We start from the raw sequence: 21,188 nt of genomic DNA, 5'->3' as shown, positions 1-21,188 counted from the left end.
AACGATGTGCGGCATCGCCGGTTTCCTGGGTAATCGCAACTGGACCCGCACGGCGGATTTGTCATGGCTGAAGGCCGTGGCCGATGGGCTGGCCCAGGCGAGCGAACCCGCCGCCATCGACGCCGCGTTGGACGGGCTGGTGGCGCATTTCACCGACCTGATGGCCTTCCCCACGCACATGGCCGCCGTGGCCGACACGGCCGCCACCGCCCTGCTGACGGCCGTGGCCGACCGCGTTGACGCGCTGGAGGCCGCCTTGCGATCCGGCGAGGCCGCCCGCGACGTGGCGGTGGAACGCACGGCGGAGCGCCTGCGCGACTATGCCTGGCAGCTGCGTACCGAGGTGCTGGGCAACATCGGCCGCACCCTGGCCCTGCTGCCGGATGGCGCCGCCTCCACCCGGCCACAGCACGCCGTGGCCTGGGCCGCGGAACAGGTGCTGGAGAATCTGGACCGGCTGGAGGTGCGCGGGCGCGACAGCGCCGGCATCGCCCTGCAGATCACCATCGACCGCCGTTACACCCTGGACGACCTGCCGGCGGCCCTGCGCGCCGGGGCGGCCGAGCGGCTGGCGGTGGGCGACCGGCATGAGGGCCTGGCCCTGCACGTCCTGCCCGACGGTCGTACCACCGTGCGCTTCACCTACAAGGTCGCGACCCTGATCGGCCGCCTGGGCGACAACGGCGCCTTCCTGCGCGGCCGCATGCGCGCCGACGCCGTGCTGTGGGCGGTGGCGCGCCACGCCGACGGCTTCAGCGCCATCGCCCACACCCGCTGGGCCTCGCACGGCGCCATCAGCCTGCCCAACTGCCACCCGCTGAACGCCCGCCTGTTGAACGAGGCGGGTGCCGGCAAGGCCGCCACGGCGCTGGACGCCGATGCCGACGCCATGGTCGCCCTGAACGGCGACATCGACAATTACCGGGCCCTGACCGAGAGCGCCATCGAGGGCACCGGCCACGCCCTGCCCACCGACACCACCACCGATACCAAGGTCATCCCGGTGCTGTTCCGCCTGGAGGGTGCCACGGGCAATGGCGGCGGCAACGCCGACCGTTTCCTGGCCACCATCCGGCGGCTGGACGGGTCCATGGCCATCATCCTGCAGCACCCGGCCGATCCGGAGCGGCTGCAGCTGGGCCAGAAGGGCAGCGGGCAGAGCCTGTTCGTGGCCGAGGTCAATGACGGCCTGATCATCGCGTCGGAGAATTACGGCCTGGCGCCCCGCGCCCGCCGCTCCATCCCCCTGGCGCAGGTGGAGCGCGGCGGGCTGGCCGTCACCTTGTCGACGGCGGCGGGCGAGCCGGCGCTGGCGGCCCGCACGGTGGACGACGGCGCCCCGGCCAGCCTGAAGGCCGACACCATCGAGATTTTCTCCCGCGACATCTTCCGCGGCCGCCACGATCACTTTTTCGAGAAGGAGGTGCACGAGGCCCCGGCCAGCGTGCGCAAGACCCTGGCCGGCCGCTACCGCCGCCAGGATCGCCGCGTCAGCTTCGACCTCGGCGCCGCCGGCGGCGCCGACACGGGCCCCTGGGCGGGCCTGCGCGCCCGGCTGGCCGACCCGGCCAAGCCACCCATCCGCCGCATCCTGGTGACCGGCCAGGGCACGGCCGCCATCGCCGCCATGGGCATCGAGCACCTGATCCGCCTGGCGCTGGACAAGGCGCCGGTGACGGTGGCCAGCGCCAAGGCGTCCGAACTGTCCACCAACCTGGACGGCAAGAGCCTGGACGACGCCCTGGTCATCGCCATCAGCCAGAGCGGCACCACCACCGACACCAATCGCACGGTGGATCTGGCCCGCGCCGCCGGCGCCTGGATCCACGCCATCGTCAACCGTCGCAACAGCCCGCTGGTGCGCAAGTCGGACAGCCACCTGTTCACCAGCGACGGCCGCGACATCGAGATGGCGGTCGCCTCCACCAAGGCCTTCTACAGCCAGGTGGCCGCCGGCAAGCTGACCGCCCTGTGCCTGGCCGACGCACTGGGCACCCTGCCCCCCAGCAGATCCATGACGAGATGGTGGCGCTGGAGGCCCTGCCCCAGCGTATCCAGGAGGTGCTGGACGACGAAAGCGCCATCGCCGCCTGCGCCCGGGCCTACGCCCCGCGCAACCGCTATTGGGCGGTGGTGGGCAACGGCGCCAACAAGGTCGCGGCCGAAGAGATCCGCATCAAGCTGTCGGAGCTTTGCTACAAGTCCATCCCGGTCGACTACACCGAGGACAAGAAGCATATCGACCTGTCGACCGAGCCCCTGACCCTGGTGGTGGCCAACGACCTGGCGCCCCTGCTGGCCCAGGACACGGCCAAGGAAGTGGCCATCTTCAAGGCGCACAACGGCAAACCCATCGTCTTCGCCGCCAAGGGCGAGACCTGCTTCGCCCCCTATGCCGAGGCGGTGGTGCACCTGCCGTCGGCCGGCGCCGGCCTGGATTTCATCATCGCCACGGTGGCCGGCCATCTGTGGGGCTTCCACGCCGCCCTGGCCATCGACGCCGAATCGCGGCCCTTCCGTGAGGTGTCGGCGGTGCTGGACCAGGCGCTGACCGATCCCGACCGGCCGGTGACGCCGGTGGCCACCAGCCTGGCCGCCATCATCGACCGCATCGCCGACGGCCAGCTGGACGCGGCCCTGCCCGCCAGCTACGCCGCCCGCCTGGCCAAGCTGACATCGGCCTTGCCCATGCTGGACACGCCGGGCGGCAAGCCGGAGCGCGCGGCCGCCATCATTCGGGGCCAGGATCTGCTGCGCCTGGTGTTCGAGGAGACGTCGCGCCCCATCGACACCATCCGCCACCAGGCCAAGACCGTGACCGTGGGCATCTCCCGCCCTGGCCGCGAGATCAGCCCCCTGCTGCTGGCGGCCCTGGCCGACCTGGGCGCCGCCCCCGCCGACCTGGCGGAGCCGGAGCGCCAGTTGCTGATCGCCCTGTCCACCCTGGTCATCGGGGTGGAAGGGGGGGTGCGCTACCATCCCGCCGGCGACGGCGCCGATGGCACGCCGCTGCTGCGGGCCGTGGAGCGCAGCGGCCGGGCCAAGGGTGTCGCCTCGCGCCATGACCAGCCGGCACCGGCCACGGGCGGCAAGCGCCGCGCCCTGCGCCTGGGCCGCGGCATGCTGTCGGGCGGGGCAAGCGGCGCCCAGACCCTGGCGCTGCTGCCCCTGATGCGCGAACCCAACTGGACGCCGGACGGCCTGGTGCTGCTGCACCTGGCGCTGGTCAGCCAGGCCTCGCTGCAGCAGAAGATTGCAATCTTGAAGGATTTGCGCCTGTACGAGGACCTGTTCGATGCCTACCATGAGGCGGGACACGCGGACACGGCCGATGACGGGAAGGGCCCAGGGGGTGGGCCAGGGGGTGGGAAGGATGGCGGCTTCGCCGCTTTCCTGGAGAAGCTGGCCCCCCGCGACCTTATCCTGTCCACGCCTGCGGATCTGATCCGCCGGGCCTGATTTTCCAGGGTGGGAACGACGATGCAGCGGGCGGGGCGTTTGGCGAACCGGACAGCGGTGGTGACGGGGGCGGCGTCCGGTCTGGGACGCGCCATCGCGGTCGCCCTGGCGCAGCAGGGCGCCAACGTCGTCCTGCACCACCTGCTGCCCGATGAACAGGCGGCGGCCACGGAAACCGCCCGCCAAGTGCAGGCGCTGGGCCGCACCGCCATCGTGGTGCAGGCCGACGTCACCCAGCCGGCAGGCGCCTATACGGTGGCGGAGGCGGCCATCGCCGCCTTCGACCATGTTGACATCCTGATCAACAACGCCGGCTTCCGCCTGAAGCAGGCCTTCGACGGCATGACGCTGGAGCTGTTCGAGGCCACCATGGCCGCCAACATGGGCAGCACCTTCCTGATGGTGCGCCACCTGCTGCCCCTGATGCGGGCGCGCAGCTATGGCCGCATCGTCACCACGGTGGACAGCACGGCGATGGAAGGCGCGCGCGGCATGACCGCCTACGGCGCCGCCGCCTCCGCGCTGCTGGGCTTCACCCGCAGCCTGGTGCATGAGTTCGGCGACAGCGACATCACCGCCAACTGCGTCTGCCCCGGCCACCTGCCGCCGGACGCCGACGGCGAGGAAGAGGACTGGGCCGGCATCACCCCGGCCTACGTCTTCCTGGCCAGCGACGACGCCTATGCCATGATCGGGCAGACGCTGCGGCCCAGTCCCTAAGGCGCTACCTGGGCTAAACCTAAGCCGCCCGGCGGCCGACGGTATACACCTTGTCGCCCGCCTGCACCTGGTCCGCCGGCAGGTCCGGCAGGTCGGCGAGCTTGTCGTAAAGCGGAACGAAATCCTGCGCCGTGGCTTGAAACAGCTGCTCGAAGCTGTCCAACACGAAGTAGGTTTCCTGGTAGTCGTCGATGCGGTAGCGGGTGCGCATCACCCGTTCCAGGTCGAAGCCCACGCGGTTGGGCTGGGGGCTCTCGATGCAGTACTGCGTCTCCCCGCGGGAGGACAGCATGCCGGCGCCGTAGGCGCGCAGGCCCTGCGGCGTGTTGATCAGGCCGAATTCCACCATGTACCAGTAGAGGCGTGCCAGGCGCTCCAGCCCGCCATGGGCCTCGGCCTCCGCGCCCTTCTTGCCGTAGGCCTGCAGGTAGTCGGCGAAGACCGGATGCATCAGCAGGGGCACATGGCCGAAGAAGTCGTGGAACACGTCCGGTTCCACCAAGTAGTCCATCTCGTCGGCGCGGCGGATCCAGTTGGTCACCGGAAATCGCTTTTCCGCCAAGTGGTTGAAGAAGACATCATTGGGCAGCAAACCGGGGACCGCGACCAGGGCCCAGCCGGTGGCCTTGTGCAACAGCTCGCTGGCGCGGTCGAAATGGGGCACGCCGTCGCGGGCGTCCAGCCGCGCCAGGCTCTCCATGAATTCCGGGGCGGCGTAGCGGGGCAGCAAGGCCGACTGACGCTCATACAGCGTGCGCCAGCGGGCGTGCTCCTCCGCCGTGATCTTCTCCCAGCCCTGGGGCACGGTGTAGTCGGCCGCCATGGCGCTGTAGTCGCCGCGCAGGGGGGTGTCGGACTTGCCCTTGGTGTCGACCGGCGCGCTGCTGCTCATGGCTCCATCTCCCTGGCTGGGTTCTGGAACCATTTTATCGCTGGATCGGCACCATTTCCTTGCGATCATGCCCCGGCGACCCTCGCCGAAAACCACTTCCTGCCGTTTGAGCGGCCAGCTTAGCAATCTTGTGCTGGGAAGAAATTTCAGTCCCGCGCCAGTTCGGCCACCGACGGCAAGGGCACGGCGGTGGAGTGCTTGACCACGTCCAGCACGAAGCTGGAGCGCACATCCTTCACCCCGGGGATCTGCAGCAGCTTTTTCATCGAGACCTCGGCGAAGGCCTCCAGGTTGCTGACCACCACCTGCACCAGATAGTCCATGGTGCCGGTCATCACGAAGCAGGACACCACCTCGGGGATTTGGCTGACCAGGCGGCGGAACACGGCATCGCCCTCCGCGTTCTGGTCGATCTTGACCTCGACGAAGGCGACGACGCCCAGGCCCAGCAGGCGCCGGTCCAGGATGGCGGCGTAGCCCTGGATGTAGCCCTGGTCCTCCAGATCCTTCACCCGGCGCAGGCAGGGCGAGGGCGACAGGCCCACCGCCTCCGCCAGGTCGACGTTGGACAGGCGCCCGTTGCGCTGCAACGTGTCCAGGATGCGCAGATCTGCCGCGTCCAGACTGGATTTACCCATAGTGATGCCGCCTTAAGAGTTTCTTGAGCACAACGTTGCTCAATCTTGGACAAATGCGGCAGACTTCGCAAGGAAATGCCCGGCCGCCGGGCGTATCATCAGGGGGATTGTTGCTTCTAACAGGGAGAGCGACCCGCCATGTCCACCCCGACCACCCCCTCCTCCCCCGTTGCCGAAGCCGTCGCCGGCGGCGACCTGTGGGAGAACCCGCTGGGCACCGATGGCTTCGAGTTCGTGGAATACACGGCGGAGGACACCGAGGCTCTGGGCCGCCTGTTCGAGGCCATGGGCTTCACCAAGGTGGCCCGCCACCGCTCCAAGAACGTGGTGCTGTACCGCCAGGGCGACATCAACTTCATCGTCAACGCCGAGCCGGACAGCCTGGCCCAGCGCTTCGCCCGTGAGCACGGCCCCAGCGCCTGCGCGATGGCCTTCCGCGTGAAGGACGCGGCGCAAGCCCTGAAGCACGCCGTGGCCCAGGGCGCCAAGGAGGTGAAGGGCACCGTCGGCCCCATGGAGCTGAACATCCCCGCGATCGAGGGCATCGGCGGCAGCCTGCTGTACCTGGTGGACCGGTACAACAGCCCCAGCATCTACGACATCGACTTCGTGCCCATCGAAGGTGCGGACCAGAACCCGGTGGGCGCCGGCCTGAAGCTGATCGACCACCTGACCCATAACGTCCGCAAGGGCCGCATGGACCCGATCTCGGAGTTCTATGGCAAGATCTTCGGCTTCCGCCAGATCCGCTACTTCGACATCACGGGTGAGTACACGGGCCTGACCAGCCGGGCGCTGACCGCCCCCTGCGGCAAGATCCGCATTCCGATCAACGAGTTGAAATCCGAGCAGGGTGCCGACAAGCTGGACCAGATCCAGGAGTTCATCGAGGCCTACAAGGGCGAGGGCATCCAGCACATCGCCCTGCTGACCGATGACATCATCGCCACCTGGGACAAGCTAAAGGCCGCCGGCGTGAAGTTCATGACGCCGCCGCCCGACACCTACTACGAGATGCTGGAAGAGCGCCTGCCCGGCCACGGCCAGCCGGTGGAGGAATTGAAGAAGCGCGGCATCCTGCTGGACGGCAAGGACAACCGCTACCTGCTGCAGATCTTCACCGAAACGGCCATCGGCCCGATCTTCTTCGAGATCATCCAACGCAAGGGCGACGAGGGCTTCGGCGAAGGCAACTTCCGCGCCTTGTTCGTCAGCATGGAACGCGACCAGATCCGCCGCGGCGTGCTGAAGGTCGCTGAGTAAGGTCTGTTCCGGTAACAAAACGACGGGCGGCATCCGCGAGGGTGCCGCCTTTTTCGTTGGGCCCTATCCCCGCGTCAGCTCCGGTGACGTTGACAACGCCCCCGCCTACGCTAACGTATCGACATTGTCTCGACGTCGCGAAAGGGCCGGGCATGCGCGTGACCGTAAGGAAATGGGGAAACAGCGCCTCAGTCCGCATTCCCGTGGCGATCATGGAAGCGGTCGGGCTAGAGGTCGATGCCACAGTCGATATTCGGGAAGAGGGCAACCGCATCGTGATCGAGCCGGTGCGCAAGGACGACTACGACCTGGCGGATTTGATTGCCGGCATAACCCCGGAAAATCGCCATGTCGAAGTCGACTACGGACCGTCGGTCGGCAAGGAAATCCCGTAATGGGCTACATCCCGGATGCCGGGGATGTCGTGTGGCTGCAATTCAACCCGCAAGCGGGGCATGAGCAGGCCGGACACCGGCCAGCCGTGGTCTTAAGCCCGGCGGCCTATAATCGACGCGCCGGCTTGATGCTGTGTTGTCCGATGACGACACAGATCAAGGGTTATCCCTTCGAAGTGCTGATCGGTCCAGACAAGAAGCAGGCGGTTTTGGCCGACCAGGTGAAAAGCCTGGACTGGCAAGCCCGGCAGGTTGAGTTCAAAGGCAAGATCGACGAAGCGGAGCTATCAGAGGTTCGCCGCAAGGCCTCGGCCCTCATCGGCAAGCCGTGAATTGCCTCACGGCCCCTCGAACGCCCGGTCGTGCAGCAGGCTGGGCACCATGGACCGCGCCTCATCCACCTTGGACAGGTCCAAATCGGCCACCAGCACACCGGGAACCTCGCCGCCGGCGTCGGCCACGACTTCGCCCCAGGGGCTGACGATCAGGGCGTGGCCATAGGTGGCGCGGCCGCCGTCGTGAGTGCCCACCTGGGCGGGGGCCAGGACCCAGCAGCCGGTCTCGATGGCGCGGGCCCGCAGCAGCACATGCCAGTGGGCGCGGCCGGTGGGCACGGTGAAGGCGGACGGCACGGTGATGAGGCGGGCGCCGGCCTTGGCCAGGGCGCGGAACAGCTGGGGGAAACGCACGTCGTAGCAGACGGTCAGGCCCAGCCCACCCCAGGGGGTGTCGACCACGCGGGCGCTGTCACCGGGACGGAAGGTGGCGCTTTCGCGGTAGCGCTCCCCATTCGCCAGTTCCACATCGAACATGTGCAGCTTGTCGTAGCGGGCCAGCACCTGGCCCGCCGGGTCGATGACGAAGCAGCGGTTGGCGGCGCGGCCATCCCCCGTCAGGCAGGCCAGGGTGCCGGTCATGAGCCACAGCCCGGTCTCCGCCGCCAGCTCGCGGAAGCGCGCCAGCGCCGGATGCGCCTCTTCCTCATAAGCGCCGGCCAGCACCCGCTCGCGGCCCTGGACCATGCGGGCCACGTTTTCCGGCAGGGTGGCGAACGCCGCCCCCTGGTCCCTGGCCTGGTGCAGCAGCTCGGCGGCCGCGTCCATGTTGGCCGCGATCTCCGGCCCGGCGGTCATCTGCAGGACCGCCGCGCGCAAGACACCCGAGAAGGGGGCGGCCGTCATGCTCAGGCGGTGCCGGAGGCCAGCTGGTCCAGGCCCAGCTTGGCGTTCAGCTTGCCGGCGCGATCCAGGGCGTGGATGTCGTCGCTGCCGCCCAGGCCCTCACCATCCACGAAAATCTGCGGCACGGTGGTGCGGCCGTCGGCGCGCTGGATCATCTCCGGCTTGCGCGACGGGTTGGCGATGACGTCGATCTCCTCATACTGCACGCCCTTGCTGTCCAGCAGGCGCTTGGCGCGGTGGCAATAGGGGCAGTAGGGGCTGGTGTAGATCTCGACGCGGGGCATGGGCCCAAACTCCTGAGGAAATGATTTACCTGAAATATTGGCGCATCGGCGGCGCAGCGCCAAGGGTGGGTGCGCAACCCTGCCCTGAGTTTGGAGTGTTTCTAAACTTCCTCCGCCTTCAGCACCCGGGCCAGGGCCAGCACCTCCACCCGCGCCGCCCCCGCCCGCAGCAGCACGCGGGCGCATTCCGCCACCGTGGCACCGGTGGTGTAGACGTCGTCCACCAGCACGACGCGCAGCCCCTTCACCGGCCGGCCGGCGCGCAGGGCGAAGGCGCCAGCCACGTTGCGCGCCCGCCCCTCGCGCGACAGGCTGCCCTGGCTGGGCGTGCGGCGGCGGCGCGCCAGCAGGTCGGGCACCGCCCTCACCCCACTCAGCCGCCCCAAGCGGGCGGCCAACAGAGCCGCCTGGTTGTAGCGCCGGGCGAACAGGCGCCAGCGGTGCAGGGGCACGGGCGCGATCAGGTCGGCCTCCGCCAGCAGCTCCGCGCCAGCCCGCGCCATCCAGCCGGCCAGCAGGGGGGCGGCTTCCGTCCGATCGCCATGCTTGAAGCCCAGGATCAACGGGCGGCTGGCATCGTCATAGAGCACGGCGGCGCGCAGCCGGCCGAAGGGCAGCGGGGCGGCGACACAGATGGCGCACAGGGCGTCGGCGCCCATGTCGTGGGGAAAGGGCCGGCCGCAGGCGGCGCATTGTGGCGCGGTGATGAAGCCGACACCCCGCCAGCAGGCGCCGCACAGCGTGCCGGCGGCGGCCACCGCCTCGCCACAGCCCAGGCAGCGCGGCGGCAAGACCAGGTCGAGCAGGCGCACGCCGGCGGCGCGCACCCTGGCCTCCACCCCCTGTCCCCAATGGCCCATGCGCGCATATCCCCCGAGGCGTTCGCGCCATGATAGCGCATAAGCGCCCCTGCCCCGCAAATTCCTGTTGCTCCGGCCAATGAAGGGCCTATACCGGCCCCATGAGCGACGCCGACAGCATGACCGTCTTCAACCGCCGCCGCGTGCGGGCCCACCGCGACCGGGCCGCCGCTGGATGGGACGGCTTCGATTTCCTGAAGGCCGAGGTGGTCGGCCGCCTGGTGGAACGCCTGGCCGACATCAAGCGCGATTTCCGCGTGGCCCTGGACCTGGGCTGCCACGGCGGGGAGGTGGCGCAGGCCCTGGCGGCCGTGCCCAGCATCGCCCAGGTGGTGGCGACCGACCTGTCCCCCCGGTTCGCGGCCGAGGCGGCCAGGCGCATGCCCGGCCTGCCCACGGTGGCGGCGGACGAGGAGTTCCTGCCCTTCGCCGAGGGCAGTTTCGACCTGGTGGTCAGCGCGCTGAGCCTGCATTGGGTCAACGACCTGCCCGGCGCGCTGATCCAAATCCGCCGGGCCTTGAAGCCCGACGGGCTGTTCCTGGGCGCCATCCTGGGCGGCGAGACGTTGTTCGAGCTGCGCCGCAGCCTGATGGAGGCGGAGATGGGCCTGATGGGTGGCCTGTCACCCCGCATCAGCCCCATGGCCGAGGTCCGCGACGCTGGCGGCCTGCTGCAACGTGCCGGCTTCGCCCTGCCGGTGGTGGACAGCGACATGCTGACCGTCAGCTACCCCCACGCCTTCCGCCTGATCCAGGATCTGCGGGGCATGGGCGAGACCAACGCCGTGCTGGACAGCCGCAAGGCCGTGAGCCCCAGCGACCTGTTCACCCAGGCCGCGGAGCGCTACCAGGAACTGTATCCCGATGGCGAAGGCGGCATCGAGGCCAGCTTCCAGGTGCTGTACCTGGCCGGCTGGGCCCCCGACGAGAGCCAGCAGAAGCCCCTGCGCCGGGGCAGCGCCAAGCTGCGCCTGGCCGACGCGCTGGGTGCGGAAGAGATCAATCCGCTTAAAAATTAGCCCCCCGGCGCCGGCCCGTTGTCGTGCAGGCCGGGTCGCGTCCCGGCCGCCGTGAAGGGGGGGTTTAGAGCAAATCCCGCAGCATGGCCACCAGCGGCACGTCGGCCGGGGGCATGGGGTAGTCGTTCAGCTGGTCCACCCGCGCCCAGGCCAGGGACTGGCCCTCCAGCGGTTGGGGCGTGCCCTGCCAGACGCGGCAGACGTACAGCGGCATCAACAGGTGGAAGGTTTCATAGCGGTGGCTGGCGAAGGTGAAGGGCGCCAGGCAGCCGGTGCGCGTGTCTATGCCCAGCTCCTCCCGCAATTCCCGCACCAGCGCCACCTCCGGCGTCTCGCCGGGGTCGACCTTGCCGCCGGGGAATTCCCAAAGGCCGGCCAGGGATTTGCCGGGCGGACGCTGCGCCAGCAGCACCCGCCCGTCGGCGTCGATCAGGGCCACGGCGGCGACCAGGACGGTACGGACCGGCTCCGTCGGCTCGGGTTGGCCGTCCCAGCAAGGGGTCATCTCATCCGCCATAGGCTCTCTCTGCTTAAGCCAGCGGCATGAACTCTTCATGCCGCTGTAGGACGCGACCGCGTCCGCCGGAGATTTTCGGGGAACGCAGTGGACTGAAAACTGAGGACAAGGCAAGCGGGCGGATGCCCGCGCCCGCCGCCTGAGGGAACAGTAAAAACTCCCGCAGCTTAGCTGCGGTAGCTCCCATTAATGTCGATGTAGCCGTGGGTCAGGTCGCAGGTCCACACCGTGGCCTTGCCCCGGCCCAGGCCCAGGTCGACTTGGATGTCGATCTCCTGCCCCTTCATGTGGGCGGCCACCGGCGCCTCGTCATAACCCGGGACCTCCATCCCGTTGGCGCAGATCTGCACGCCGCCGATGCTGATCACCAGCTTGTCGCGGTCGGCCTTCTCACCGGCGCGGCCCACGGCGGCGACGATGCGGCCCCAATTGGCGTCCTCACCCGCCACGGCCGTCTTCACCAGGGGGGAGTTGGCGACGGTCAGGGCGATGCGCTTGGCCGCTTGGTTGCTGGCCGCACCGGTCACGGTCAAGGTCACGAACTTGGTAGCCCCCTCTCCATCGCGCACGATCTGCTGGGCCAGGTCCAGGCAGACAGCGTCCAGCGCCTTGGCGAAAGGCCGCAGGCGCGGATCGGTCGCGTCGGTGATGGGGGCGTTACCGGCCTGGCCGGTGGCCACCAGGATCACCGTGTCGCTGGTGGAGGTGTCGCCGTCCACCGTCACGCAGTTGAAGCTGCGGTCGGTGGCGCGCGACAGCAGCTTCTGCAGCACCGGGGCGGTGATGGCGGCATCGGTGAACAGGAAGCCCAGCATGGTCGCCATGTCGGGGGCGATCATGCCGCTACCCTTGGCGAAGCCGTTGAGGGTCACCGTCTTGCCATCGATGACGCAGGTGGTCACCGCCCCCTTGGGGAAGGTGTCGGTGGTCATGATGGCGCGGGCGGCCACGTCCCAGTTGCCGGCGTCCATCTGGGCCCAGGCGGCGCCCAGGTGCTGGGCGATCTTGTCGGCCGGCAGGGGCTGGCCGATGACGCCGGTGGAGGCGACGAAGACCTCCTCCGGCTTGCAGCCCACCAATTGGGCCGCCGTGGCCACCGTCTGGGACACCAGCGACTCGCCGGCGGCACCGGTGAAGGCGTTGGAATTGCCGGAGTTCACCACCAGGGCGCGGGCGCTACCCCCGGCCAGGCCACGACGGCACCAGTGCACGGGCGCGCTGGCGGTCAGCGAGCGGGTCAGTACGCCGGCCACGGTGGTGCCGGGGGCCAGCTCGGCCACCATCAGGTCATCCCGGCCCTTGTAGCGGATGCCGCAGTTGTACGCCGCCAGGCGGACGCCGGCCACGGGGGACAGGGTGGGGAAAGCGTCGGGCGCCAGGGGGGAGACCTTGAGGGCCATGGGGATCGCTCCGTTGAAGGCGGACGGTTCGGATGGGGAGGCCCGGGAGAAGCCCAGGCAAACGGCGCAGAAAATAGGCCGAAATCCGTGACGAATAAAATCGAAAACGGACTTCCCGCGCTTGAGCGGAACGCGAACAGCAAAAGGGCGCAAGCCCGCCATCGGCGATGCTTGCGCCCTTCGCTAGCTTGGCGGCGTGGGAAGGCTGATCATCCCACGCCTTCCCGCCCGCCTTACTGCTTGGCGGGGGCGGCCGGCTTGGCGGCGGCCGGCGGCGGGGTCAGGGAGATGGCCTGCTTGCCGGTGATGTCGAAGGCCTCGACCTTGGCGCCCTTGCGCAGATCTTCCACCACCTGGGCGGCCAGATCCTGGGCTTCGGCCTGGGCGACCTGGCCCTTCACCTGCTCGAACGGCGGGGCCTGGCGCTTGCGGCGGTCCTCGACCTTGATCACGTGCCAACCGAAGTCGGTCTTCACCGGGGTCTTGCTGACCTCGCCCGGCTTCATGGCGAAGGCGGCGTCGGCGAAGGGGGCGACCATGTCGCCCTTCGTGAAGTAGCCCAGGTCACCGGCCGAAGCGGCGGAGTTCTTGTCGATCTGCTGCTCCGACGCCAGCTTGGCGAAGTCGGCGCCGCCCTGGATCTGCTTGATCAGCGCGTCGGCCTCTTCCTTGGTCTTCACCAGGATGTGCCGGGCGCGGACCTCGTCCTCGGCCGGCATGGCCTTCACCATCTCATCGTACTTCTTCTTCAGCAGCGCCTCGTTCATGCGGGCGTCGACCTGCTTGCGGATGTAGGCCTGCTGCACGAAACGCTCTTCGGCGTGCTTCAGCTCGGTCTTCACCTCCTTGCTGTCCTGCAGCTTGTCCTTGTAACCGGCGTCCGCCAGCAGGCGGGCGGTCACCAGGTTCTCCAGAACGCGCGGGTAGGCTTCGTTCAGGTGAATTTGCTGCTGGGTCTGGGCCGGCAGCTGGCTGTATTCGGCCAGCACTTCCGACCGGTGGATTTCCTTGCCGTTGACGCGGGCCACCACCGGGTCGTCCGTGGCGGCGGCCGGGGAACCGGCGGCCGGCGCGGCGGCGGGGGCGGCAGCCTTGGCCGGGGTGTCAGCGGCCAGGGCGGTGCCGGCCAGGGACCCGAAAGCCGCGGTCAGCAGCGCGGCACGCAACATCTTCACATACATGGAGCTGAATTCCTCGAGGACTGGGGCTGCATCAAAAAACGGCGCGACGCTAGGGACCAGGGACGGCCACGCCGTAGCACTGCCGGGCCCTTCTTCGGCTGTCGCGCCATAAAACACGGGGGGCGCCCCCATCGCAAGGTGGGACAGCGCCGGATACCCACCCTGAACGTGTCCTGATGCCGCACCCCGCCCCCCGAAACACAGGCCGGGCGCCTTGCCCGTCGACGGTTCCGGGATACCGCGTTCCCTTGGGCATCAAAGCGGTTGGAAAGCAGGCGGATCATGCTATGGTCCAGCCCCGCGTGTGTGGGGGATTTGACGCGGCAGGTGGGACCGGTATCGCGGTACCGGAAACGGCGGGGCTTCATTGACCGCCGGGCCCTGCCACCTTATCTCACAAGGCGCATGGGGGGCCTTCATCCCAAGAGGCCCCCATGGTCCCGCGCGGCCGGGCTGGATCATCCGGCCGGCTTCCCGTGTTCGTCTCTTTTCGAGGTTTTCATGTTCGGTTCCATCGCCCGCAAACTGTTCGGCAGCGCCAACGAGCGCGTTGTCAAAAGCTTGCGGAAGGACGTCGACGCCATCAACGCGCTGGAGCCGAAGCTGGTATCGCTGTCCGACGACGAGCTGCGCATGCGCACCGACTGGCTGCGCGACCGGCTGGCCAAGGGCGAGACGCTGGACGACATCCTGCCCGACGCCTTCGCCACCGTGCGTGAGGCGGCCAAGCGCGCCATCGGCCAGCGCCATTTCGACGTGCAGCTGATGGGCGGTATCGTCCTGCACCGCGGCCGCATCGCCGAGATGCGCACCGGCGAAGGCAAGACCCTGGTGGCGACCCTGGCGGTGTACCTGAACGCCCTGGAAGGCAAGGGCGTGCACGTCGTGACCGTGAACGACTACCTGGCCAAGCGCGACAGCGGCTGGATGAGCCGCATCTATGGCTTCCTGGGCCTGACCACCGACTGCATCGTCCACGGCCTGGATGATGACGAGCGCCGCCGCGCCTACGCCGCCGACATCACCTATGGCACCAACAACGAGTTCGGCTTCGACTATCTGCGCGACAACATGAAGTTCCGCCTGGACGACATGGTCCAGCGGCCCTTCAACTTCGCCGTGGTCGACGAGGTGGACAGCGTGCTGATCGACGAGGCGCGCACGCCGCTGATCATTTCCGGCCCGTCCACCGACGGGTCCGAGCTGTACGCCGCCGTGGACACGGTCATCCTGCGCCTAGCCGACACGGACTATGAAAAGGATGAGAAGGCCAAGTCCGTCAACCTGACGGAAGAGGGCACGGAGAAGGTCGCCCAGATCCTGACCGAGATGGACCTGCTGAAACAGGGCGACCTGTACGACATCCACAACATCACCCTGGTCCACCATGTGAACCAGGCGCTGCGCGCCCACAAGCTGTTCACCCGCGACGTGGACTACATCGTCAAGGATGACAAGGTCGTCATCATCGACGAGTTCACGGGCCGCATGATGGACGGCCGCCGCTATTCCGAAGGACTGCACCAGGCCCTGGAGGCGAAGGAGCATGTGACCATCCAGCGCGAGAACCAGACGCTGGCGTCCATCACCTTCCAGAACTATTTCCGCCTGTACCCCAAGCTGGCCGGTATGACCGGCACGGCCATGACCGAGGCGGCGGAATTCGCGGAGATCTATAACCTGGACGTGGTCGACATGCCGACCAACCTGCCCGTCCAGCGCATCGACTACGATGACGAGGTCTACCGCACGGCGCGCGAGAAGTACGACGCCATCGTCAAGCTGGTGAAGGAGTGCCAGGAGCGCCAGCAGCCCATCCTGGTCGGCACCATCTCCATCGAGAAGTCGGAACTGCTGTCCGACCTGCTGAAGAAGCAGGACATCCCGCACAACGTGCTGAACGCCCGCTATCACGAGCAGGAAGCCTACATCGTCTCCCAGGCCGGCCGCCCGGGCGCCGTCACCATCGCCACCAACATGGCGGGCCGCGGCACCGACATCAAACTGGGCGGCAACGTCGAGATGCGCATCGAGTACGAGCTGGGGGAGGTGACCGACCCGGCCGAGCGCGCGCGGCGCATCCAGCAGATCGAGGAGGAGGTGGTGGCCGCCAAGGACGTGGCGTTGGCCGCCGGCGGCCTCTATGTCGTGGGCACGGAGCGGCATGAGAGCCGGCGCATTGACAACCAGTTGCGCGGCCGCTCGGGCCGCCAGGGCGACCCCGGCGCCTCGAAGTTCTTCCTGTCGCTGGAAGACGACCTGATGCGCATCTTCGGGTCCCAGCGCATGGACACCATGCTGCAGCGCCTGGGCCTGCAGGAAGGCGAGGCCATCATCCACAGCTGGATCAACAAGGCGCTGGAAAAAGCCCAGAGCCGGGTTGAGGCCCACAACTTCGAAATCCGCAAGAACCTGCTGAAGTACGACAACGTCATGAACGACCAGCGCAAGGTCGTCTATGAGCAGCGTCGTGAGATCATGGCCGTCGACGACATCAAGGAAACCGTCGAGGACATGCGCCAGGACACCATCAACACCCTGGTGGCCAAGGCCATTCCGGCCAATTCCTACGCCGAGCAATGGAACATGGACCAGCTGCACGAGGACGTGGTGCGCGTCCTGGCACTGGACGTGCCGGTGCAGGAATGGGGCAAGGAAGAAGGCATCGCCGAGCTTGAGATCGAGCAGCGCCTGACCAAGGCCGCCGAGGAAGCCTATGCCGCCAAGGAAGCGGCCTATGGGCCGGAGATCATGCGCTCCATCGAGCGCAGCCTGCTGCTGCAACTGCTGGACCAGGCGTGGAAGGACCACCTGCTGTCGCTGGATCATCTGCGCCAGGGCATCAACCTGCGCGCCTACGGCCAGCGCGACCCGCTGAACGAATACAAGCGCGAAGCCTTCAACCTGTTCGAGGAACTGCTGGACAGCCTGCGCGAGCAGGTGACCCAGGTACTCATGCGGGTGCAGCTGCAGGTGGCCCAGCCGCCGCTGGATCCGAACGATTTCCCCCCGCAGGAAATGCAGGAGACCCGCGTCGACCCGGCTTTCCCACCCGCTGGCCTGCCGCCAGCCGACGAGCCCTTGCCCCCGGGCATGGCGCGCGCCAGCGCCGGTCTAGGCTACGGCGCCGTGAACATGCCGCAGTCCACACAGGTGGGCGGCCAGGATCCGGACACGTGGATGAACACTCCCCGGAATTCCCCCTGCCCCTGCGGCAGCGGCCTGAAGTACAAGCATTGCCATGGCCGCGCCCCGTAAGGGGGGACCTGACAACCCGCTTTTACGTTGAGGAAGAAAGGCTGAGGCCATGCCGGATGCCGAGGACATGACGCCGGAGGATGACAGCCACCGCCCGGCGCCGCCCGTCAACGAGGACATCGTGGAGCGGCTGCGCCGCCGCGCCGAACGGGCCCGCGACCGCTATCCCGACCATGCCGGGGACCCCGGCACCCTGGTTGGCGGCCTGATCGAGGATTACGAGGCCGCGGCCCAGGAGATTGAACGCCTGCGCGCCGCCCTGAAGGACATCGCCCGGCGGTCCCTGGCCGCCATGCGGCCGGAGCTGTGAGACCAGCGGCGCGGAAACAGCGCTGAGCCCCAGCTCAGTCGGGGTAGCGGATGTCCAGGATCTCCACCTCTTCCGGCCCCTTGGGCGTGCGCACGGTGACGACGTCGCCCACGCGCGCCTTCATCAGCGCGCGCGCCACCGGCGACACCCAGCTGATGCGGTGGCGGTCCATGTCCACCTCGTCCCGGCCCACGATGGTGACGGTCATGCGGCCATCGTCCTCATCGGCATAGGTGACGGTGGCGCCGAAGAAGACCTGGGACCGGTTCTTCTGCAGCTGCGGGTCGACCACCTCGGCGCTTTCGATGCGCTTGGTCAGGAAGCGGATGCGCCGGTCGATCTCACGCAGGCGCTTCTTGCCGTAGAGGTAGTCACCGTTTTCCGACCTGTCGCCGTTGCCGGCGGCCCAGGACACCACCTCCACCACCTTGGGCCGTTCCACCCGCAGCAGCTGGTGGCGTTCGTCCCGCATGCGGTTGAAGCCTTCCGGCGTCATGTAGTTCTTGGCGCCCGCCGGCAGGGGCGGCAGGTCGTCATCATCGTCGTCATCGAGATCGGGGGTCGTGTTCATGGGATCACAGGCTCAAAAACAAGAGCCATCCGCTCTATCGCACCCGGAGCGCAGCGACAAGGCCGCGCCCCTGTTTGCATGAAAATTGCGGTCGCCGAAGCTTTCCGGGAAGCGGTGGCGCGTTGGAACGCGAGGGGCCTTGATCGGTCACGATCAGGGGCCTTGGAAGATCAGGCCACCCAGCGGCGGACCTCGTGCAGGTCGGCGGCCACGCGGCACAGGGCTTCGATCTCGGCCGTGGGGGCCAGCAGATCGGGCACCATCACCGCCATCATGCCGGCGGCGTGCGCGGCGCGGATGCCGTTGTGGCTATCCTCCAGCGCGATGCAGTGTCGGGGATCGACGCCCAGGGCGGCGGCGGCTTTCAGATAGGGCTCCGGATGCGGCTTGCCCTGACTGACGTCGTCGCCGCCGATGATGGCGCGGAAGCGGTGGGCGATGCCCGCCTGGGCCAGATGGTGCAGCGCGCGCTCCCGCTGGGTGCTGGTGGCCACCGCCATGGGGATGCCGGCCGCGTCCAGATGGTTCAGCAATTCCACCACCCCGGCCATCAGGGCGATGCCGGCGTCGAAATGGGCCTGGATGGCGCCGCGGTACAGCTCGGTGAAGCGTTCGAACACGGCCTCGCCGCCGAAATGGTCCACCAGCATCTGGCGCACCGCCGGATAGGGCCGGCCGATCAACGTGCCGTAGAACAGCTCGGTCAGGGGGCGGTCCAGCGTCACGGCGGCGGCCATCATGGCGCCGCGCAAGGGGCGTTCGCTGTCGATCAACAGGCCATCCATGTCGAAGATCGCGGCCTGGATGGCGTGGGGAAACGGCATGTCCGTGCCTTCATGCTGCGGCGGGCGTGGTGATGCCCCCCGGAATACCTTGGGCCGTTCGCCGCCGCCAGTGCCGGGGCGGCATGGCTGGTTCCGGTCCGGAACGGGGCCGGTTCCCCGGCGGCGGCCATGCCGGGCACATGGCTCCCCCCCGTTTGCCCCCGCTTGCCGGTTACACGGCCCCAGCCATATCGTTGCGATCCATTTTCGTCGCCCGCCGCTGCGACCCCGGCGGCGCAACCATTGGTGTATCCGCCCCATGCCCGCCTCCGACGTGCCTTTCCGCCAGTCCGCCTTCGCCAAACCGCCCGCCGCCCGGGTCTGGCCGGTTGAAAAGACGGCGCACGGCGAGGTCCGTATCGACCCCTACGATTGGTTGCGCGACCCGGCCTTCCCCGAGGTCAAGGATCCCGACATCCTGTCCCACCTGGAAGCCGAGAACGGCTACATCGAGCAGGTGCTGGGCGGGGAGGGTGACCTGCGCCCGGCGCTGACGGCCGAGCTGCGCGCCCGCATCAAGGAGGACGACACCGGCGTCCCCTATCGCCGCGACGGCCATTTCTACCAGTCGCGCTTCGCCGCCGGGCAGAACTACCCCGTGTTCGTGCGCTGGGCCGCCGGCACGTCGCCCACTGACAGTTCAGGGGAAGAGGTGGTGCTGGACGTGAACGTCCTGGCCACCGAGCATGACTTCATGCGCGTCGCGGATTTCGAGACGACGCGCGACGGCCGCTACCTGGCCTACACCGCCGACACCGACGGTTCCGAGCGCTATGGCGTGCGGGTGAAGGACCTATCCACTGGCGCCACCGTGCTGGAGGGCGCGGCCGACGCCACCCCGGGCGTCGCCTGGGCGGCCGACGGCCGGTACCTGTTCTATGTCCGCCAGGATGAGTTCCAGCGCCCCAAGACCGTGTGGCGCCACCGCCTGGGCACGGCTCTGACCGAGGATGTGCTGGTCTATGAGGAGGCCGACCCCGCCTGGATGGTCAGCCTGGACCTGACCCTGTCCGGCCGCTTCCTCCGGATCGTCGCCCACAACAACGTGTCGACCGAGGTGCGGCTGCTGGACGCCGCCCATCCGGAGGGCGAGCCCCGCCTGGTCCTGCCCCGCCGCCAGGGGCACGAGTACAATGTTGAAGACCAGGGGGATGTCGCCTGGATCCTCACCAACGACATCCACCGCAACTTCCGCCTGGTCAAGGTCCCCCTGGCCGATACCGCCGAAGCCAACTGGGTGGAGGTCATCGCCCCGGCCGACCGCACCTACCTCACCGGTCACATGGCCTTCCGCGACTGGCTGGTGGTTTACGCCCGGGTGGACGGCGCCCAGGTGGTGCGGGTGCTGGATAAGAAAGGCGGTGCCCACGACATCGCCTTCCCCGACGCGGCGTTCGAGGTCGGCCCCGGCGCCAACTTCGACTATGACGGCGGCCTGCTGCGCTTGCGCTACCAGTCGCTGGTGACGCCGCCCACTGTCTACGACTACGATCTGAACGACCGCACCCTGGCCATTCGCAAGGTCCAGGAAATCCCCAGCGGCTATGACGCCGACCAGTATGTCAGCGCCCGCCTGCTGGCCCCCGCGCGCGACGGCACGCTGATCCCCGTCTCCATCGTCCACCGCCGCGACTTTCCCAAGGACGGTTCGGGCGCCCTGCACCTCTACGCGTATGGCGCCTACGGCAACGGCATCGATCCCTATTTCTCCGCCAACCGCCTGGGCCTGCTGGATCGGGGCTTCGCCTTCGCCATCGCCCACATCCGCGGCGGCGATGAGCTGGGCCGCGGCTGGTACGAGGACGGCAAGCTGGAGAAGAAGATCAACAGCTTCACCGACTTCATCGACGCCGCCTTGTTCCTGGGATCCCGAGGCTACGCCAAGGCCGGCAACATCTCGGCCGAGGGGGGCAGCGCCGGCGGCCTGCTGATGGGCGCCGTGGCCAACATGGCGCCCGAGGGCCTGTTCCGGGCCATCGTGGCCCAGGTGCCCTTCGTCGACGTGGTCAACACCATGCTGGACGACAGCCTGCCCCTGACGGTCATCGAATACGACGAGTGGGGCAACCCCAACGATCCCGAGGTCTATCAGCGGCTGAAGTCCTATAGCCCCTATGACAACGTGATCGCCAAGGCCTACCCCCACCTGCTGATCACCGCGGGCCTGAGCGACCCACGCGTCACCTACTGGGAACCGGCCAAGTGGGCGGCCAAGCTGCGCACGCTCAAGACCGACGACCATGTTCTGCTGTCGCGCACCGAGATGGGGGCCGGCCATGCCGGTGCCGCCGGCCGCTTCGACAAGCTGAAGGAGGTGGCCCTGACCCAGGCCTTCCTGCTGCGGGCCTTCGGCAAGGGGCTGTAAGGGCAATTCGTCCGATGCCGGGCATTTGTAAGGGGGGCTGGGGCGGGCTTA

19 protein-coding genes are annotated in these 21,188 nt (G+C 68.3%); 9 read left to right on the top strand and 10 right to left on the bottom strand.

Annotated features, from left to right (window positions below; all coding sequences use genetic code 11):
• The first annotated feature begins 4 nt into the window (after positions 1-4).
• The gene (locus tag UAA55_RS18355) at positions 5-2,263 is read left to right on the top strand and encodes an SIS domain-containing protein (protein ID WP_322954569.1); all 2,259 of its coding nucleotides are present in this window, start codon (positions 5-7) and stop codon (positions 2,261-2,263) included.
• Between the two features lie 1,235 nt (positions 2,264-3,498).
• Positions 3,499-4,179 carry an SDR family NAD(P)-dependent oxidoreductase gene (locus tag UAA55_RS18350; protein ID WP_322954567.1) on the top strand — a complete coding sequence of 227 codons (681 nt, stop codon included), beginning with the start codon at positions 3,499-3,501 and terminating at the stop codon, positions 4,177-4,179.
• Between the two features lie 19 nt (positions 4,180-4,198).
• On the opposite strand, the gene phhA is transcribed toward UAA55_RS18350, so the two are convergent.
• Positions 4,199-5,071, bottom strand: a complete 873-nt coding sequence (gene phhA, locus UAA55_RS18345) for a phenylalanine 4-monooxygenase (protein WP_322954566.1) — start codon at positions 5,069-5,071, stop codon at positions 4,199-4,201.
• A gap of 146 nt (positions 5,072-5,217) precedes the next feature.
• Positions 5,218-5,709 carry an Lrp/AsnC family transcriptional regulator gene (locus tag UAA55_RS18340; RefSeq protein WP_322954565.1) on the bottom strand — a complete coding sequence of 164 codons (492 nt, stop codon included), beginning with the start codon at positions 5,707-5,709 and terminating at the stop codon, positions 5,218-5,220.
• A gap of 138 nt (positions 5,710-5,847) precedes the next feature.
• On the opposite strand from UAA55_RS18340, the gene hppD reads away from it, so the two are divergent.
• From hppD to mazF, 3 genes are all read left to right on the top strand, one after another.
• On the top strand, positions 5,848-6,972 hold the full coding sequence (gene hppD, locus UAA55_RS18335) for a 4-hydroxyphenylpyruvate dioxygenase (protein WP_322954564.1): 1,125 nt from the start codon (positions 5,848-5,850) through the stop codon (positions 6,970-6,972).
• Between the two features lie 152 nt (positions 6,973-7,124).
• Entirely contained in the window at positions 7,125-7,367 is a 243-nt protein-coding gene (locus UAA55_RS18330) for an AbrB/MazE/SpoVT family DNA-binding domain-containing protein (protein ID WP_145619310.1), read from the top strand.
• A complete protein-coding gene (mazF, locus tag UAA55_RS18325) occupies positions 7,367-7,699 on the top strand; it encodes an endoribonuclease MazF (protein ID WP_322954561.1) in 333 nt (110 codons plus the stop codon). The genes UAA55_RS18330 and mazF overlap by 1 nt, the downstream gene beginning before the upstream one ends.
• Before the next feature lie 6 nt (positions 7,700-7,705).
• Here mazF and UAA55_RS18320 read toward each other — a convergent pair whose 3' ends face one another.
• The 3 genes from UAA55_RS18320 to UAA55_RS18310 form a co-directional block, all read right to left on the bottom strand.
• Positions 7,706-8,548 (bottom strand): carbon-nitrogen hydrolase family protein, encoded by an 843-nt coding sequence (locus UAA55_RS18320; protein ID WP_322954559.1) that lies wholly within the window; start codon positions 8,546-8,548, stop codon positions 7,706-7,708.
• A gap of 2 nt (positions 8,549-8,550) precedes the next feature.
• Entirely contained in the window at positions 8,551-8,832 is a 282-nt protein-coding gene (gene grxC / locus UAA55_RS18315) for a glutaredoxin 3 (protein WP_088872197.1), read from the bottom strand.
• Positions 8,833-8,933: 101 nt separating this feature from the next.
• Positions 8,934-9,692 carry a ComF family protein gene (locus tag UAA55_RS18310; RefSeq protein ID WP_322954557.1) on the bottom strand — a complete coding sequence of 253 codons (759 nt, stop codon included), beginning with the start codon at positions 9,690-9,692 and terminating at the stop codon, positions 8,934-8,936.
• 101 nt (positions 9,693-9,793) lie between these two features.
• Here UAA55_RS18310 and UAA55_RS18305 point away from each other — a divergent pair, with 101 nt between their 5' ends.
• Positions 9,794-10,711, top strand: a complete 918-nt coding sequence (locus UAA55_RS18305) for a methyltransferase domain-containing protein (RefSeq protein ID WP_322954556.1) — start codon at positions 9,794-9,796, stop codon at positions 10,709-10,711.
• A 64-nt stretch (positions 10,712-10,775) separates the two neighbouring features.
• Here the strand turns inward: UAA55_RS18305 and mutT are convergent, their stop codons facing one another.
• From mutT to UAA55_RS18290, 3 genes are all read right to left on the bottom strand, one after another.
• Entirely contained in the window at positions 10,776-11,216 is a 441-nt protein-coding gene (mutT, locus tag UAA55_RS18300) for an 8-oxo-dGTP diphosphatase MutT (protein WP_322954555.1), read from the bottom strand.
• A gap of 179 nt (positions 11,217-11,395) precedes the next feature.
• Positions 11,396-12,628 carry a bifunctional glutamate N-acetyltransferase/amino-acid acetyltransferase ArgJ gene (gene argJ, locus UAA55_RS18295; protein WP_322954553.1) on the bottom strand — a complete coding sequence of 411 codons (1,233 nt, stop codon included), beginning with the start codon at positions 12,626-12,628 and terminating at the stop codon, positions 11,396-11,398.
• A 233-nt stretch (positions 12,629-12,861) separates the two neighbouring features.
• Positions 12,862-13,809, bottom strand: a complete 948-nt coding sequence (locus UAA55_RS18290) for a peptidylprolyl isomerase (protein WP_322954551.1) — start codon at positions 13,807-13,809, stop codon at positions 12,862-12,864.
• A 501-nt stretch (positions 13,810-14,310) separates the two neighbouring features.
• Between UAA55_RS18290 and secA the strand changes: the two genes are divergently transcribed.
• Both secA and UAA55_RS18280 read left to right on the top strand, forming a co-directional pair.
• Positions 14,311-17,067 carry a preprotein translocase subunit SecA gene (secA, locus tag UAA55_RS18285; protein ID WP_322954550.1) on the top strand — a complete coding sequence of 919 codons (2,757 nt, stop codon included), beginning with the start codon at positions 14,311-14,313 and terminating at the stop codon, positions 17,065-17,067.
• A 49-nt stretch (positions 17,068-17,116) separates the two neighbouring features.
• A complete protein-coding gene (locus UAA55_RS18280) occupies positions 17,117-17,377 on the top strand; it encodes a hypothetical protein (protein ID WP_088872201.1) in 261 nt (86 codons plus the stop codon).
• Between the two features lie 34 nt (positions 17,378-17,411).
• On the opposite strand, the gene greB is transcribed toward UAA55_RS18280, so the two are convergent.
• On the bottom strand, positions 17,412-17,948 hold the full coding sequence (gene greB, locus UAA55_RS18275; protein ID WP_322954547.1) for a transcription elongation factor GreB: 537 nt from the start codon (positions 17,946-17,948) through the stop codon (positions 17,412-17,414).
• A 170-nt stretch (positions 17,949-18,118) separates the two neighbouring features.
• Positions 18,119-18,772, bottom strand: coding sequence for an HAD family hydrolase (locus UAA55_RS18270; protein ID WP_322954545.1), 654 nt, complete (start codon positions 18,770-18,772; stop codon positions 18,119-18,121).
• Between the two features lie 259 nt (positions 18,773-19,031).
• Between UAA55_RS18270 and UAA55_RS18265 the strand changes: the two genes are divergently transcribed.
• Positions 19,032-21,137, top strand: coding sequence for a S9 family peptidase (locus UAA55_RS18265; RefSeq protein WP_322954543.1), 2,106 nt, complete (start codon positions 19,032-19,034; stop codon positions 21,135-21,137).
• Positions 21,138-21,188: the final 51 nt, after the last annotated feature.

This window comes from Nitrospirillum guanabarense, assembly GCF_034653355.1.
Classification (GTDB): domain Bacteria; phylum Pseudomonadota; class Alphaproteobacteria; order Azospirillales; family Azospirillaceae; genus Nitrospirillum.
The sequence above is the reverse complement of the archived record's forward strand: the minus strand, read 5'-3'. Positions and strand labels throughout refer to the sequence as shown.